At 77.4% G+C, this 15,212-nt stretch carries 15 protein-coding genes; 10 read left to right on the top strand and 5 right to left on the bottom strand.

The annotated features are described in order from the left end of the window. Nucleotides 1–5 precede the first annotated feature (5 nt). From MODMU_RS16625 to MODMU_RS16615, 3 genes are all read right to left on the bottom strand, one after another. Entirely contained in the window at nucleotides 6–584 is a 579-nt protein-coding gene (locus MODMU_RS16625) for a GNAT family N-acetyltransferase (protein WP_014741480.1), read from the bottom strand. Next, on the bottom strand, nucleotides 581–1,114 hold the full coding sequence (locus MODMU_RS16620; protein WP_014741479.1) for a YbaK/EbsC family protein: 534 nt from the start codon (nucleotides 1,112–1,114) through the stop codon (nucleotides 581–583). The genes MODMU_RS16625 and MODMU_RS16620 overlap by 4 nt, the downstream gene beginning before the upstream one ends. Before the next feature lie 63 nt (nucleotides 1,115–1,177). Then, nucleotides 1,178–2,539 (bottom strand): MFS transporter, encoded by a 1,362-nt coding sequence (locus MODMU_RS16615; RefSeq protein ID WP_014741478.1) that lies wholly within the window; start codon nucleotides 2,537–2,539, stop codon nucleotides 1,178–1,180. A gap of 305 nt (nucleotides 2,540–2,844) precedes the next feature. Between MODMU_RS16615 and MODMU_RS16610 the strand changes: the two genes are divergently transcribed. From MODMU_RS16610 to MODMU_RS16590, 5 genes are all read left to right on the top strand, one after another. Next, a complete protein-coding gene (locus tag MODMU_RS16610; RefSeq protein ID WP_014741477.1) occupies nucleotides 2,845–3,165 on the top strand; it encodes a DUF6504 family protein in 321 nt (106 codons plus the stop codon). Next, nucleotides 3,165–3,677: an SAV_6107 family HEPN domain-containing protein gene (locus MODMU_RS16605; RefSeq protein ID WP_014741476.1), complete on the top strand. Its 513-nt coding sequence runs from the start codon at nucleotides 3,165–3,167 to the stop codon at nucleotides 3,675–3,677. Before MODMU_RS16610 ends, MODMU_RS16605 begins: the two co-directional genes overlap by 1 nt. Continuing rightward, nucleotides 3,674–7,411 (top strand): DNA polymerase III subunit alpha, encoded by a 3,738-nt coding sequence (locus MODMU_RS16600; RefSeq protein ID WP_014741475.1) that lies wholly within the window; start codon nucleotides 3,674–3,676, stop codon nucleotides 7,409–7,411. Before MODMU_RS16605 ends, MODMU_RS16600 begins: the two co-directional genes overlap by 4 nt. 124 nt (nucleotides 7,412–7,535) lie before the next feature. Continuing rightward, entirely contained in the window at nucleotides 7,536–8,273 is a 738-nt protein-coding gene (locus tag MODMU_RS16595) for a methyltransferase domain-containing protein (RefSeq protein WP_014741474.1), read from the top strand. Beyond that, entirely contained in the window at nucleotides 8,270–9,442 is a 1,173-nt protein-coding gene (locus tag MODMU_RS16590; protein ID WP_014741473.1) for an alkaline phosphatase family protein, read from the top strand. The genes MODMU_RS16595 and MODMU_RS16590 overlap by 4 nt, the downstream gene beginning before the upstream one ends. Nucleotides 9,443–9,469: 27 nt before the next feature. Here MODMU_RS16590 and MODMU_RS16585 read toward each other — a convergent pair whose 3' ends face one another. Together MODMU_RS16585 and MODMU_RS16580 are read right to left on the bottom strand one after the other, a co-directional pair. Next, a complete protein-coding gene (locus MODMU_RS16585) occupies nucleotides 9,470–10,489 on the bottom strand; it encodes a sucrase ferredoxin (RefSeq protein ID WP_014741472.1) in 1,020 nt (339 codons plus the stop codon). Continuing rightward, nucleotides 10,458–11,789: a cupin domain-containing protein gene (locus MODMU_RS16580; protein WP_014741471.1), complete on the bottom strand. Its 1,332-nt coding sequence runs from the start codon at nucleotides 11,787–11,789 to the stop codon at nucleotides 10,458–10,460. The genes MODMU_RS16585 and MODMU_RS16580 overlap by 32 nt, the downstream gene beginning before the upstream one ends. A 29-nt stretch (nucleotides 11,790–11,818) precedes the next feature. Between MODMU_RS16580 and MODMU_RS28905 the strand changes: the two genes are divergently transcribed. Genes MODMU_RS28905 through MODMU_RS16555 form a run of 5 tightly spaced genes read left to right on the top strand, consistent with a single transcriptional unit; the run spans nucleotide 11,819 to nucleotide 15,135 of the window. After that, nucleotides 11,819–12,241, top strand: a complete 423-nt coding sequence (locus MODMU_RS28905; protein ID WP_014741470.1) for a hypothetical protein — start codon at nucleotides 11,819–11,821, stop codon at nucleotides 12,239–12,241. Beyond that, nucleotides 12,241–13,239, top strand: coding sequence for an acyl-CoA dehydrogenase family protein (locus MODMU_RS29620; RefSeq protein WP_014741469.1), 999 nt, complete (start codon nucleotides 12,241–12,243; stop codon nucleotides 13,237–13,239). Before MODMU_RS28905 ends, MODMU_RS29620 begins: the two co-directional genes overlap by 1 nt. After that, the gene (locus MODMU_RS29615) at nucleotides 13,236–13,985 is read left to right on the top strand and encodes a PIG-L deacetylase family protein (protein ID WP_014741468.1); all 750 of its coding nucleotides are present in this window, start codon (nucleotides 13,236–13,238) and stop codon (nucleotides 13,983–13,985) included. Before MODMU_RS29620 ends, MODMU_RS29615 begins: the two co-directional genes overlap by 4 nt. Next, the gene (locus tag MODMU_RS16560) at nucleotides 13,982–14,596 is read left to right on the top strand and encodes an SAM-dependent methyltransferase (protein WP_014741467.1); all 615 of its coding nucleotides are present in this window, start codon (nucleotides 13,982–13,984) and stop codon (nucleotides 14,594–14,596) included. Before MODMU_RS29615 ends, MODMU_RS16560 begins: the two co-directional genes overlap by 4 nt. Continuing rightward, nucleotides 14,593–15,135, top strand: a complete 543-nt coding sequence (locus MODMU_RS16555; protein WP_014741466.1) for a glycosyltransferase family protein — start codon at nucleotides 14,593–14,595, stop codon at nucleotides 15,133–15,135. Before MODMU_RS16560 ends, MODMU_RS16555 begins: the two co-directional genes overlap by 4 nt. Nucleotides 15,136–15,212 lie beyond the last annotated feature (77 nt).

Below are 15,212 nucleotides of genomic sequence, written 5' to 3'. Positions count from 1 at the left end.
CGGGATCAGTCCCTCGGCGCCGGCGGGGCCAGCGGCAGCCGGGCGCCCAGGATGGCGAAGGGCCGGGCGTCACCGGGGAAGTGGTAGCCGCGGGCCAGGTCGACGAAGCCGTCGGCGTGGTAGAGCCGGAAGGCCTTGGTGTCGGTGTCCGGGGTGCTCAGCAGCGCGGCGGGGTGCGGCAGGTCGGCCAGCAGGGCGTGCAGCAGCTGGCGGCCCAGGCCGCGGCTCTGGTGGTCGGGGTGGACGTGCAGCTCGCAGACCTCGAAGGCGCCAGGGAGCCACTGCTTCGCCGTCCGCCGGTCCAGCGCGTTGCGGACCTGGTCGTGCCACCACTGGCCCGGTGCGACCAGGTAGCCGTAGCCGAAGCCGACCAGCTGCTCGCCCTGCGGGGTCTCGGCGAAGCCGCCGACGGACCGGAAGCCCGGGCGCTCGGTGTGCTGGACGGCGTAGCCGTAGCGGCCGGCGACCACCGACTCGCCGTAGCCCATCGCCGCGCCGTAGATGGCCAGCGCCTCGTGCAGGTGGTCGCGCATCCACCGGGTGGGCAGCTCGGTGACGCGGGTGGCGGGGGTGGTGTCGGTCATCGGGCTCCCGCCTCGGCGGTGGGCTGGGCGCGCTCGACCGGGCCGGGGCCCACCTCGGCGGGCGTGCCCTCGGTCAGTCGCAGCAGCTCGTCGTAGCTGGTCGGGAAGACGGTGTGCGGGTGCCCGGCGGCGGCCCACACCTGCCGGTGGCGGGCGAGCTCGACGTCGACGAGCGTGCCGATCGGTGCGGGGTGGCCGATCGGGGCGACCCCGCCGATCGCCTGCCCGGTGTGCCGGCGGACGAACTCCGGGGTGGCCCGGGTGATCGCCGGGACGCCGAGCAGGTCGGCGACCAGGGCCTCGTCGACCCGGTGCGCGCCGCTGGTGAGGACCAGCAGGGGCTCACCGCCGACGTCGAACACCAGGCTGTTGGCGATCGCGCCGACCTCGACACCCAGCCCGGCGGCGGCTGCCGCGGCGGTCCGGGCGCTGTCGGGCAGCACGCGCACCTCGCCGGCGGCGCCGGCCGCGCGCAGCAGCTGCGCGACCTCGGCGACCCGGGGGTGCTGCGGGGTCTCCGCTGCGGTCATGCGGCGATCCTCCCACCGTCCTCCGCCGGGCGTGCCACCCGGGACGGCGGGCGGTGCGCGGGCTCACCGCAGGTCGGCGTCCAGCGGCCGGGCGTCGTCCGCCGCCGTGCCGTCGTCGCTGGTGCCGTCGTCGGTGGTGTCGCCGGCGGTGTCGAGCGGGTGGGCGATCTCGTCGGCGCCCAGCCGGGCGGCGGCGATCGCCAGCACGGCCAGCACCGGTGGCACCGCGCCGGCGAGGGCGAAGGTCGCGGCCACGCCGATCTGCTCGCTCACCGGGCCGGCCAGCGCCATCGACAGCGGCATGAACGCCAGCGAGACGAAGAAGTCCAGGCTGGAGACCCGGCCGAGCAGGGCCGGCGGGACCCGGCGCTGCAGCAGCGTGCCCCAGATGACGGTGGCGCCCTGGAAGGTGGCGCCGACGACGGCCGAGGCCACCACCATCACCCACAGCTGGGTGGCCACCCCGAACAGCGCCAGCGGCAGGCAGCCGGCGCCCCACAGCATGATCATCACGGTCAGGTAGCGGCGCGGCAGCCGCCGGGAGGCGACGACGAGCGAGCCCGCCGCACCGGCGAGGCCGAAGGCGGCCAGCACCAGGGAGTGCTCGGCCGGGCCGCCGCCGGTCTGCTCGCGGACGGCGAAGGGGGTGAGCACCTCCAGCGGACCGATCACCACCAGCACGAGCACCGAGGCGAACAGCAGCGTCGAGAGCAACCACGGGGTCGCGACCATGTAGGCGAAGCCGGCCCGGACGTCGACCAGCACCGCGACGACGGGGTGCCGGGCCCGCCCGCCGTCCGCCGTGGCCTCGGCGGTGAGGTCGCGCCGCAGCGGGGTGCGCGGCAGGCCGAGGAGGGCCAGCACGGCGCCCAGGGCGGCCACGGCGGTGACGAGCAGGGCCACCCCGGGCGAGCTGGCCGCGACGATCGCACCGGCCGCCGCCGGGCCGCCGGCCTGGGTCAGCAGCGGCCGGAGGAAACCCTCCAGGCCGTTGGCCGCGAGCAGGTCGTCGGCCGGCAGCAGGGCCGGGACCAGCGCCGAGTACGCCGGGTAGTACAGCCCCTGGGCCAGCCCGACGAGCAGCGACGCGACCGCCAGGTGCCACAGCTGGAGCAGCCCGGACAGCGACAGCCCGGCGACCGCCGACGTCGCGGTCAGCTCGATCAGCGCGACGACGATCAGGATCGGCCGCTGGGGCACCCGGTCGGCCAGCGCGCCGCCGAGCAGCGTGGTGAGCAGCATGCCGACGGCCGTGCCGGTGGTGACCAGGGACAGCGCGGCCGGTCCGCCACCGAGCTCGATCACCTGCCACACCACGGCCAGCAGGTAGAGCCCGGTGGAGGTGAGGGACAGGACGAGGGCGGCGGCCAGCCACCGGTACCCGGGGTGCCGGAGGGGGCTCAGCGCCCGCGGCAGGGCCGGCACGTGTTCCTCCTGCTGGTGGGCGGGCCCGACGGTCGGCGGGCCGGACCAGTCGACCGCGCGGCAGGACCCCGGGGCAACCGGGTTTCCGGTCGGTGCAGTGACTGCACCGACACGTCCACAGCACGGCCGTGTCGGCTTGACGCCCCCGGTGCGGTCCGGTCTACTTCTCGGGGTTCGAACACCTGTTCGAACACCGGTGGAGCTGTCCACCGGCCCGGGTCAGCCGCGCACCTCGGTGCGCGGGTGCTTCCCCGCCGGGTCGGTGGTGGTGCCGCAGGTGGGGGCTGAGAGTGCGGGAGTCTGTCATGAGCCGGGTGCTCGTCGGGGCCGGAGGCCGCGTCGGTGAAGAGGTGCAGGTCGAGCAGGGGCCGTCGGGGCCGGCCCAGTTCTGGCGGGGTCAGACGCGCTACGTCGTGGGTGAGCTGCTCGACTCCTGGGTGGAGACCGCGCCGTGGTGGCAGGGCGACCCCGCCGGCGGCGCCTCGGCGGAGCTCGTCGCCACCCGGCAGGTCTGGCGGGTCGAGGCGGTCCGGGCCGGGCGGTCCCGGATGAGCTTCGCCGGGGTGTTCGACCTGTCCTGGGAGCCGACGGCCAACCAGTGGCTGCTCGTCCGGGCGCACGACTGATGGGCGCCGCACGCGTCATGTCCTACGACGACCGGCCCGTCGAGGGCCAGCTCCCGCTGCCCCCGCCGCTGCCGGCCGTCGCCGCCCAGCTGCTCGGTCAGGCCCACCGCGGGCTGGCCGAGGCCGCCACCTGCCCCGACGCCGGCTGGCGCTACGCCACCGCCCACCTGGCCGCGCTCCGCGGCGCGGCCGCGGTGCTGGCTGCCCGCACCCAGCCCGAGCCGGGGCGCCGCCGACCGCGCAGCGCCTGGGTGCTCATCGGCCAGGTCGCGCCCGAGCTGGGCGAGTGGGCGGCGTTCTTCGCCGCCGGTGCGGCCAAGCGCGCCGCGGCCGAGGCCGGGCTCTCCTCCGCGGTGACCGAGCGGGAGGCCGACGACCTGGTCCGCGACGTCGCCACCTTCCTCGGCGTCGTCGAGACGTCGATCAGCCGGGCGGTGCCCCCGCAGTCCCCGGCCCGCCTCCGGTCGATGGGCTCGGGCTCCCGCCGTCCGGCCGGGCGCTCGGGTTCGTGAGCGACCCCTTCGTCCACCTGCACGTCGCGTCCGGGTACTCGATGCGGCACGGCGCCAACCACCCGGCCGACCTCGTCGCCCGGGCCGCCGAGCACGGCATGGGCGCCCTGGCGCTGACCGACCGGGACGGCCTGTACGGGGCGGTGAAGTTCGCCGTCGCCTGCCGGGCGGCGGGGATCCGCCCGCTGTTCGGGGTCGACCTCGCCGTCGACCCCGTGGCCGGTGGCGAACCGGGTCGGGTCCGGGCCGCCGACCTGCACCGGGCGCGGCACCCGGTCGGGCGCCGGGCACCGGCCCGCGGTGGCGCCAGCGTCGACCCGCGCCTGCCCCGGGTCACCTTCCTCGCCAAGGACGGCGCCGGCTGGGCGTCGCTGTGCCGGCTGACCAGCGCCACCCACCTGGGCGGCACCCGCGGGGAGCCGGTCAGCTCGCTGCCGCTGGCCGCCGCGCACGCCACCGGGCTGCTGGCCCTGCTGGGGCCGGGGTCCTCGGTGGGCCGGGCGCTCGCGGAGGGCCACGCCGACCTGGCCCGCGCCCGGTTGGCGGCCTGGCAGGCGGTGTTCGGTCCCGGCCAGCTCGCCCTGGAGGTGGTGCACCACCGCGGCCAGGGCGACCGGTCCCGCGCCCAGGCGCTGCTGCGGTTCGCCGCCGAGACCGGGGTGCCGGCGGTGCTCACCAACGCGGTCCGCTACGTCGACGCCCTCGACGCGCCCACCGCCGACGTGCTGGACGCCAGCCGCCGGCTGGTGCCGCTGGGGCAGCGGCACGTCGACCGGCGCACGGCCGAGGGGTACCTGAAGTCGGGCAAGGAGATGGCCGACCTCGCCGAGGAGCTGGCCGGCCCCGACCGGGACGCCGCCCGGCGGCTGCTGGCCACCACCGCCGGCATCGCCGAGCAGTGCGCGGTCGACGTCCGCGCCGACCTGGGCATCGGCACCGTCCGCTACCCCGAGCTCGACGTGGTCACCACGGCGGCCGAGCGCGGGATGGGCCCCTCCGGGGTGCTCCGGGCGCGCTGCGAGGCGGGCTTCGGCCGGCGGGCGATGACCCCGTCGGCCGCGGTGCGCGAGCGGCTGGAGGACGAGCTGGCGGTCATCGACCAGCTCGGCTACCCCTCCTACTTCCTCACCGTCGCCGACGTGGTCGCGCTGATCAAGGAGCTGCGGGTGCGGGCGGCGGCCCGCGGGTCGGGGGCCGGCAGCCTGGTCACCTACCTGCTGGGCATCTCCGACGTCGACCCGATCCGCTACGGCCTGCTGATGGAGCGCTTCCTCTCCCCGCTGCGCCACCAGCTGCCCGACATCGACATCGACGTCGAGTCCGCCCGGCGGATGGAGGTCTACGACGCGGTGATCGCGCGGTTCGGCGCGCACCGGGTCAGCTGCATCTCGATGATGGACACCTACCGGGTGCGGCACGCGATCCGCGACGTCGGGGCGGCCCTCGGGCTCCCGCCGGCGGAGGTCGACGCGGTGGCCAAGGCGTTCCCGCACATCCGGGCCGACCAGGTGCACGCCGCGCTGCGCGACCTGCCGGAGCTGCGGGCCAGCCGGATGGGCTCCCGGCGCAGCGGCGGCAGCGGTGACCTGGACCTGCTGTTCGACCTGGTCGCCCGGCTCGACGGGCTGCCCCGGCACATCGCCCTGCACCCGTGCGGGGTGCTGCTGTCGGACGCGACGCTGCTGGACCGCACCCCGGTGGAGAGCAGCTACCTGGGCTACCCGATGAGCCAGTTCGACAAGGACGACGTCGAGGAGCTCGGGCTGCTCAAGCTGGACCTGCTCGGCATCCGGATGCAGTCGGCGATCGCGCACGCGATGGACGAGGTGGCCCGGGTCGACGGGGAGCAGGTCGACATCGACGCCGTGCCCCGGGACGACCCGGCGACCTTCGAGCTGATCCGCAGCACCCGGACGCTGGGCATGTTCCAGATCGAGTCCCCGGGGCAGCGCGAGCTGGTCGGCAAGTTCGGTCCGCAGACCTTCGAGGACCTCATCGTCGACATCTCGCTGTTCCGGCCCGGCCCGGTCAAGAGCGACATGGTCACCCCGTTCCTGATGGCCCGGAACGGCTGGCGCGACCCGGTGTACCTGCACCCGGCGCTGCAGCCGGCGCTGGAGCAGACCGCCGGGGTGGTGGTCTTCCACGAGCAGGTGCTGATGATCGTGGCCGCGATGACCGGCTGCTCGCTGGCCGAGGCCGACGAGGTGCGCCGGGCGCTGGGGGAGAAGGACGCGCACCCCGAGGTGAAGGCCTGGTTCGCCCCCCGGGCGCTGGAGGAGGGCTTCGCCGTCGAGGTGGTGGAGAAGGTGTGGGAGGTGCTGGTCGCCTTCGGCTCCTTCGGCTTCTGCAAGGCCCACGCCGCGGCGTTCGCGCTGCCCACCTACCAGTCGGCCTGGCTGAAGACCCACCACACCGCGGCCTTCCTCGCCGGGGTGCTCACCCACGACCCGGGCATGTACCCCAAGCGGCTGATCCTCGACGACGCCCGCAACTTCGGGGTGCGGGTGCTGGGGCTGGACGTGAACGCCTCGGTCGGCAGCTACCGGGTCGAGCAGGTGGCCGAGGCCCCCGAGGAGGAGGACGACGGCACCCGGCCGCGGCCGGGCTGGATGCCGGCGTCGATGCCCGACCCGGGGCGGTACGGCATCCGGCTGTCGCTGGCCGACGTCAAGGGCATCACCGACGACGAGGTCGCCCGGGTCGTCGCCGGTCAGCCCTACCGCTCGCTCGCCGACTTCTGGAACCGGGCGAAGGTGTCCCGGCCGGTGGTGGAGCGGCTGGTGCTCGCCGGCGGCTTCGACTCCGTCTACGGCTTCGGGGTGCGCGACAGCGAGGGCGGCCGGCCGACCCGCCGGCGGGAGCAGCTGACCCGCCGCGACCTGCTGCTGCAGATCGGCGAGCTGGACCGCTGGAGCCGCAGCGGCGCCCGGGCGAGCAGCACCGGGCAGCTCGGGCTGGAGCTGTTCGGCGCCGGCACCGGCCCGGACGAGGAGCCGGGGCTGTTCGACGACCCCGGGGCCGGGGGCGTGATGCCGGAGTTCGTCAGCTCCGGGCTGCCGGAGTTCACCGACGCCGAGCGGGTGCGGGCCGAGCTGGAGGTGCTCGGGCTGGACGCCAGCCGGCACGTCGTGGAGTTCTACCGGCCGTTCCTCGCCGCGCTCGGTGCGGTGCCCGCCGGTGAGCTGCTGGGCTGCCGCAGCGGGGCCGAGGTGCTGGTCGGCGGGGTGAAGGTGGCCACCCAGACCCCGCCGATCCGGTCCGGCCGGCGGGTGGTGTTCGTGACCCTCGACGACGGCACCGGGTGCGCGGACTCGACCTTCTTCGAGGACGTGCAGGGCCCGTACGCCGCGACGGTCTTCCACTCCTGGCTGCTGGTGGTCCGCGGGGTGATGCGCCGGACGGGGCCGCGCGGGGTGTCGATGCGGGCCACCGGGGCGTGGGAGCTGCCGGCGCTGCACGAGGCGTGGGAGACCGGCGGGCTGGCCGCGGTCGCCGAGCTGATGGCGGCCCCGGGCGGCTACACCGAGCAGGCGATCGCCGGGGCGGCCGCCTCGCACGGTCCGCGCCCGGTGGTGGTGCGGCCGGTGCTGGTGCACCCGACCGGGTTCCGGATGTCGCCCTACGCCGACATCAAGCCGGCCGGCGAGGACGCCGCGACGGCCGCCCGCCGCGCGGCAGCCGGCCCGCCGAGGAAGCTGTGGCACTCCAGCCCCGGAAGCTCCGGCCACTGAAGAAGGACCCCGCCGCCCCCCGCCACTCGCAGGCTCGCGGCGGGGCCCTGCGGCGGGGCCGGGCCGTCGGGTGCCGCCCTCCCCGTGGACGGCGGTGCCCGGGGCGCGCCACTAGGCTCCGCTCGTGCCGCCCACCCCGCCCGCAGCCGTCGCCCAGGCACCTGCCCGCACGGCCGCGATCTGGGCCGCGCTCGACCCCGTGGTCACCACCGGTGCCCCGCTGCAGGTGCTCGACGTCGGTGGCGGCAGCGGGATGTTCGCCGTGCCGCTGGCCGAGCTGGGCCACCACGTCACCGTGGTCGACCCCAGCGCCGACGCGCTGGCCACCCTGCACCGGCGGGCCGCGACCGCCGGGGTCGGCGAGCGGGTCCGCGGCGTGCAGGGCGACGGCGACCGGATGCTCACCGCGCTGCCCTCGGCCGACCTGTTCGACCTGGTGCTCTGCCACTTCGTCCTCGAGGTCGTCGACGACCCGGCCAGCACGCTGCAGCAGGTCGCCGGTGTCCTGCGCCCCGGCGGCCTGCTCTCCACCGCCTCGGCGAACCGGGCCGGCGCCGTGCTCGCCCGCGCCGTCGGCGGCCACCCGGTGGAGGCCCGCGCCCTGCTCACCGGGCAGGACCCGGCCCCGGCCCGCGGCGGCCCGGCCCGCCGCCGGTTCGGCCCCGAGGAGCTGATCGGCCTGCTCGCCGGCGCCGGCCTGGAGCCGGGGGAGTGGCGCGGGGTCTCCGTCGTCACCGACCTGCTCGGCGCCTCCACCGGTGCCGACGCCGACGCGCTGCGCGCCCTGGAGCTCTCGCTGGCGACCACGTCGCCCTACCGCGACGTCGCGACCGGGCTGCACGTGCTGGCCACCCGGCCGTGACGGTCCCACCCGACGACCTCGCGGTCCCCGCCTACGGCGCCCGCACCCTCGCCGACGTGCTGCCCAGCGTCGCCACCGCGCTCGGGGTGCCGGTCCGCCGCGGCGACCTGCCGGCCGACCCGCTGGACCTGACCCCGGCCCTGGGCGGCGCCCGGCGGGTCGCCGTCCTGCTGGTCGACGGGCTGGGCGCCGAGCTGCTCGCCGCGCACCCCGACGAGGCCCCGGTGCTCAACGCGCTCGGCACCCCGGCCGGCGTGCTGTCCGCGCCGTGCCCGAGCACCACCCCGGTCAGCCTCACCACGCTGGGCACCGGGCTCCCGCCGGGCGGGCACGGCGTGCTCGGCTTCGTCACCGAGGTGCCCGGCGAGGGCCGCACCCTCAACCACGTCCACTGGCGGGACGACCCCGACCCGCTGCAGTGGCAGGCCCAGCCGACGGTCTTCGAGCAGGCCACCGCGCACGGCGTCACCTGCACCGCGGTCGGGCCGCACTCCTTCGCCCGCTCCGGGCTCACCCGGGCCGCCTACCGCGGCGCCGACTACGCCAACGCCTACAGCCCCGGCGACCTGGTGGGCGTCGTGCACGCCGCGCTGGCCGCCGGCGACCGCAGCCTGGTCTACGGCTACACCGCCGAGCTCGACCTCACCGGGCACGTCCGCGGGGTCGACTCCGCCAGCTGGCGGCACCAGCTCGGCGTCGTCGACCGGATGGTCGAGCAGCTCGCCGCCGGGCTGCCCGACGACGCCGTCCTGCTGGTCACCGCCGACCACGGCATGGTCGACGTGCCGGCCTCCACCCGGCTGGACGTGGGGGAGGAGCCCGGCCTGACCGACGGCGTGCGGCTGGTCACCGGCGAGCCCCGCGCCCGGTACCTGCACACCGAGCCCGGCGCCGCGGACGACGTCCTCGCCACCTGGCGGTCGGTGCTCGGGCACCGCGCCTGGGTGGTCAGCCGGGCGGAGGCGATCGCCAGCGGCGTATTCGGCGACGTCCAGGAGCAGCTGGCCGACCGGATCGGCGACGTGGTCGCGCTGGCCCGCAGCAGCTGGGCGTTCACCGACCTGGCGAGCGAGCCGCACACCTCGCTGCTCGCGGCCTTCCACGGCTCGCTCACCTCGGCCGAGCTGGCCGTCCCGCTGCTCGCCGCCCGCGGCCGCGCGCTGGCCTGAGGCCCGGACCAGGGTCCGGGCCGGGGCTCAGACCGGGGCGATGACCCGCAGCGCCGGCGCGTGCCAGCTGCGCCAGTGGCCCGGCGACGCCGCGGAGCAGGTCAGCCGCTCCGCGGTGCCGGACAGCCGGCTCTCGACGGTGACGACCACGTCCCCGTCCGGGCCGGTGAGCACGACGTCGAAGCGGTCCACGCCGGGCGCCGGTGCCGGCAGCGCCTGGACCCGCCGCACCGGCAGGTCGCGGACGCCGAGCAGGCCGAGCTCCCGGCGGGCAGCGTGCTGCGCCGCCTGGGCCGCCGGGACGAGCCCGGCCCGCCCGCGCAGCAGCGGCAGCACCACCTGGCCGGCAGCGGAGGCCGCGACCAGCCCGCCGCCGTCCTCGGGCACCTGCCCGTAGTAGAGCCCGGAGGGCAGCACGACGACGTTGGCCGCGAACCGGCACCCGCCGAGGTGGCTGGTCTCCCACACGTCGGCGGCCTCCCCGGTGGCCTCCAGCGTGCGGGTGAGCGGGCGGCCGCGGACGGCGCAGCAGACGTCGTGCGCGCCGTGCGTGCACACCAGGTACGTCGGTGCCTGCGACGGCGTGCCGGCCGACCCGTCCCACGGCAGCTGCAGCAGGTCGGCGTCGGACTCCCGGGTGGACCACCAGATGGTTTCCACCCCGGGGGTGGTGTCCGCGACCGCCCAGCGCCGGCCGGACTCCGCCAGCCGGCCCCCCGCCCGCCGCACCATCTGGATCCGCAGCCCCAGCTCCCGGGCCCGGGCGGCCAGCCGGGACGCCACCCGCCGGTCGAACCGGGACTCCAGCAGCGCGTCCCGCCCCCACGGCCCCGGCTGCTCGACCAGCAGCCAGCGCCGTGCCGGGGGAGCGGTGGCGAGACCGGAGTCGCCGCGCACCAGGGCCTGGACCGAGCAACGCGCCGGGTCCAGCCGGCCGACGGGGGTCGAGCGGGGCGCGGGCGTCTCGGCGTCGCGGCAGAACTCGGGTCCGGTCGAGCCGTCCCGGCCCGCCGGGTCACCGTCCGGGATGGCCGCCACGGTCTCCATCGTGCCCGCCGCCCGCGGGGCGGGCGTCCGGGACGACCGCGATCGCCTCGGTCACCAGCCGGCGGGCCAGCGTGAGCCGCTCGTCGGCGTCCAGCCCGGGCAGGTCGCCGACCTTCAGCTCGCCCGCGGCCAGCAGCGCGGCCAGCGCCGGGTGGGTGGCGGCCGGGAGGTCGTGCGTGCGGCGGCCGGCGACCAGCGCCACCCGGCCCCCGACCGGGTCGTGCAGCTTGACCCGGAGCAGCGGGCGCACCTGCAGCACGGAGTCGGCGTCCAGGGCGGTGAGGGCGCTGGACTGGGCCAGCGGCGACACCGGGGCCGGGCGCACCTGGGCCCAGGTCCGGGCCCGCAGCGAGTCGGCGACGGCGGCCGGGTCGACCTGGTCCAGCCAGCGGTGCAGACCGGTGAGCACGGCCGCGACGTCATCGGCGGTGGCCGCGGGATCGGCGAGGTCGACGCCGAGCGGCAGCGAACCGCGCAGCGCGGGGTCGTCGGCGGCGAGGGTGCGGACCAGGTCCAGCGCGGACTCGACCGCGCCCCACCGGGTCACCGAGTGGACCCCGACGGTGAGGTGGGCGCTGATCTCGCCGAGCGCGACCGCCGAGTGGATGTAGCCGCGCGGCAGGTAGAGGGCGTCGCCGGGGCGCAGCACGGTGTCGATCACCGGCGCGCGCTCGGCGGCGGCGGCGACCTCCGCGGCCCGGTCGGCCCACGGGTGGGTGCGCAGCGGGTCGGCGAGCAACGGCTCGTGGATCGTCCAGTGCTTCTCGCCGGCGACCTGCAGCACGAAGACGTCGTGCACGTCGTAGTGCGGGGAGAACCCGCGCGAGGACGGCGGGGTGATGTAGGCGTTGACCTGGGTGGGGTGCCCGAGGTCGGCGGCGAGCTGGCCGGCGAACGCGATCAGCGGCGGCCACAGCCGGTGCAGCCCCTGCAGCACGACGGTGCTGCCGTCGGCGAAGAGCCGGAGCACCGCGTCGGAGGACACCTGGTCGGCGACCTCGGCGCCCGCGCCCTGGGGGCTGGTGAAGCGCTTGGTGTCGACGACGGCGCCGTCCTTGGCGATGCGGAGGAACGGCGTGCGCAGCCCGCGGGTGCTCAGCAGCTCGTCGACCGCGTCCAGGGTCAGCAGGTCGGTGAAGGTGCTCCCGAGCTGCTCGGCGGTGGACAGCAGCGGGCGCCGGGCCCAGTGCTCGGCGGCGAAGACCTCGGGGTCGACGCGGATGCAGCGGCTCAGCGCGGGACGGGCGCCGCCCTCCGAGGTGGAGGACGACGCCCGGTCCTGCCGTTCCGGGTCAGGCACGCTCAGGCCGAGCCGTCCGCGCCGCCGTCGTGCTGACCGGGCGTACCGCCACCGGCCCCGGAGTCGGCCGGGCCCTCGGCGCCACCGTCGGCACCGCCGTCCGCGCCACCGTCAGCGCCACCGTCGGCACCGCCGTCGGCGCCACCATCGGCACCGCCGTCCGCGCCACCATCGGCACCGCCGTCCGCGCCACCATCGGCACCGCCGTCGGCGCCGCCGTCTGCTCCACCGTCGTGCTGGCCGGGCGTGCCCTCGCCCGCACCCGAGTCCGCGGGGCCCTCGGTGCTGGTCATGTCGTCGTCGTCGAGCGCCATGGCTCCTCCGATCGTCGTCGTCGTGGCCACCGGACGGAGACCACCTGGGGCAGTTCTACCGCGATGATCGACTCCCCACACCTCAGGGGGGCGCACATCTCGGTGGCCCACAACCGGATGTGGCATGGTCCGCGGTGATGAGCGCACTCGAGGCCGGCGGACCGCAGGTCGGACCGGTCGACGAGGCGGTGACGGCGACGGCCGCGGCCTTCCGCGACCTGGTCACCGCGGGCTGGTCGGTGCCGCTCCCCGGGGCGGGCGCGACGCTGGCCCGGTGGCGGGCGCTGGCCGCGGTCGGCGAGCAGGACCTGGCGCTCGCCCGGCTGGTCGAGGGCCACGCCGACGCGGTCGCCGTGCTGGCCGAGCTCGACGGGCCGCCCGTGGCGGCCGGCCAGCGGCTGGGGGTGTGGGCCGCCGAACCACCGGGCGGGGAGGTCACCGCGGTGCGGACCGCGCGCGGCTGGCGGCTCTCCGGACGCAAGCAGTGGTGCTCGGGAGCCCGCGCGCTCACCGCCGCGCTGGTCACCGCCACCGCGGACGACGGGCGGCGGCTCTTCCTGGTCGACCTGGCCCACCCCGGGGTGCGGGTGGACCCGGGCGCCTGGGTGGGCGCGGGCATGGCCGGCAGCGACACCGCCGACGTCCTGCTGGTCGACGTCCCCGCCCGGCCGGTCGGCGGTCCGCGGGCCTACCTGGACCGGCCGGGCTTCTGGCACGGCGGGATCGGCGTGGCCGCCGTGTGGGTCGGGGGCGCCCGCGGCGTGGCGGCGACGCTCACCGACGTCGCCGTGCAGCGCGGGGCCGACCCGCTGCGCGACGCCGCCCTGGGTGCCGCCGACCTGGCCCTCGCCGGGGTCGAGGCAGCACTGCAGGTCGCCGCGGCCGAGGTCGACGCCGACCCCCGGGACGACGCCGGGGACGCGCAGCTCCGGGCCCACCGGGTGCGCGGGCTCGCCGCCCGGGCCGGGGAGGAGGTGCTGGGCGTCGTCGGGCGCGCGCTCGGCGCCGGCCCGCTGGCCCACGACGCCGGGCACGCCACCCGGGTCGCCGACCTCACCGTCTACCTGCGCCAGCACCACGGCAGCCGGGACGACGCCGCCCTCGGTGCGCTGCTCCGGCAGCGGGCGCCCCGGTGACCGCCGCCGAGGACCGGATCGCCGCGCCGGGCACCGCGGAGGAGCGCTGGGCCGCGTGGCTGCCCGGCGTCGACTGGCCGGTCTGGACGCCGGACCCGGCGTGGACCCGGGTCGCGGTCTGCGCCGCCCACCCCGACGACGAGGTCCTCGGCGTCGGCGGGGTGCTCGCGCTGCTCGCCACGGCCGGGGTGCAGGTCGACCTGGTCGCGGTCACCGACGGCGAGGGCAGCCACCCCGGCAGCACGGTCCTGACGCCGACCCAGCTGGCCGGGGTGCGGACGGCCGAGACCGCCGCGGCGCTGGCCGCCCTGGGGGTCCCCGCGCGGGTCGTCCGGCTCGGCCTGCCGGACTCGGGCCTGGCCGGCCGGGAACCGGAGCTGACCGCGCTCCTGGCCGACGCGGTGCGCGGCTGCGACGCCGTCCTGGCGCCGTGGACGGGGGACGCGCACCCCGACCACGAGGCGGTCGGCCGGGCCGCCGTGGCCGCCGGCTCGGCGTCGGGCACCCCGGTCTGGCAGTACCTCGTGTGGGCCTGGCACTGGGCGACCCCCGGGGACGCGCGGGTGCCCTGGGCCACCGCACGCACGGTCGCGCTGCCGGCGCCGGTGCAGGCGGCCAAGCGTGCCGCGGTGGCCTGCTTCGGCAGCCAGGTCCGGCCGCTGGGGCCGGCGCCCGCCGACCGGGCGGTGCTGCCCCCGGACGTGCTCGCCCACTTCGACCGCGACCGGGAGGTCCTGTTCCGGTGACCCTGCCGACCTCCTACTTCGACGCCGTGTACGCCGCCGCCGACGATCCCTGGTCGATGCGCTCCCGGTGGTACGAGCGGCGCAAGTACGCCCTCACGACCGCGGTGCTCCCGCGCGAGCGCTACGCCGACGGGCTCGAGGTCGGCTGCTCGGTCGGCGAGCTCACCGCCCGGCTGGCGGAGCGGTGCGACCGGCTCGCCGGCTGGGACGCGAGCGCGGCGGCGGTCGCCCGGGCCGCCGACCGGGTCGCGGCTGCGGCGCACGTGCGGATCGAGCAGGCCGTCGTCCCGGACCGGGCGCTGCCGGAGGTGGACCTGCTGGTGCTCTCCGAGGTCCTGTACTACCTGGACGAGCCGGACCTGGCGCGGTTCCTGGCCCAGGCCCGCGCCGCGGTCCGGCCCGGCGGGACGCTGCTCGCCGTCCACTGGCGGCACCCGGTCGCGGACTACCCGCAGACCGGCGACGCCGTCCACCGCGCGCTGCGGGCGGCGCTGCCCTGGCCGCGCGTCGCCGCGCACGAGGAGCCGGACCTGCTGCTGGACTGCTGGGTGGCCGCGGAGCCGGGCGACGTCCGGGCGGCGTCCGTGGCCGCCGCCGAGCAGCTGTGGTGAGCGGCGTCGACCTGCTGGGCGTGGTGGTGCCGGCCCGGCACCGGGGTGCGCTGGCCCTGCTGGCCCGGGCCGCCCGGGCCTGGGTCCCGGCCGACCGGGTGTGGCTGGCCAGCACCGACGCCGACAGCCGGGTGCCGGTCGACTGGCTGGCGGTGCAGCGCACCGCGGCCGAGTCCGGCGTCGACGCGCTGGCCGGCACGGTGGTGGTCGACGACTGGACCGGGTTCACCCCCGAGGCCGTCGCCGCCTTCACCGCCGGCTACGACGCCTGGCGCGCCGGGGGGCCGGGTGCGGTCCACCCGCACGTGCACGGCGCCAACCTGGGCGTCCGGGGCAGCGCCTACCTGCGTGCCGGGGGGTTCCCGCCGCTGGTGGTGAGCGAGGACCACGGCCTGGTCGGTGCCGTCCTGCTCGGCGGCGGGACCGTGCTGCGCACCCCGGCGAGCCCGGTCCGCACCTCCTCCCGCCGGGTCGCCCGGGCACGAGGTGGGCTCGGGACCGACCTGCAGCGCCTGTCGGCGCGTGTCGACGGCGGTTGATCGGCTACCCTCTCGAACACGTGTTCGACCACAAGTTGTAGGGGTGCCAGGTGTCCGATCGCGCTACCGGTTGCACG

The sequence above is a fragment of the Modestobacter italicus genome, from assembly GCF_000306785.1.
Taxonomy (GTDB): Bacteria; Actinomycetota; Actinomycetes; order Mycobacteriales; family Geodermatophilaceae; genus Modestobacter; species Modestobacter italicus.
The sequence above is the reverse complement of the archived record's forward strand: the minus strand, read 5'-3'. Positions and strand labels throughout refer to the sequence as shown.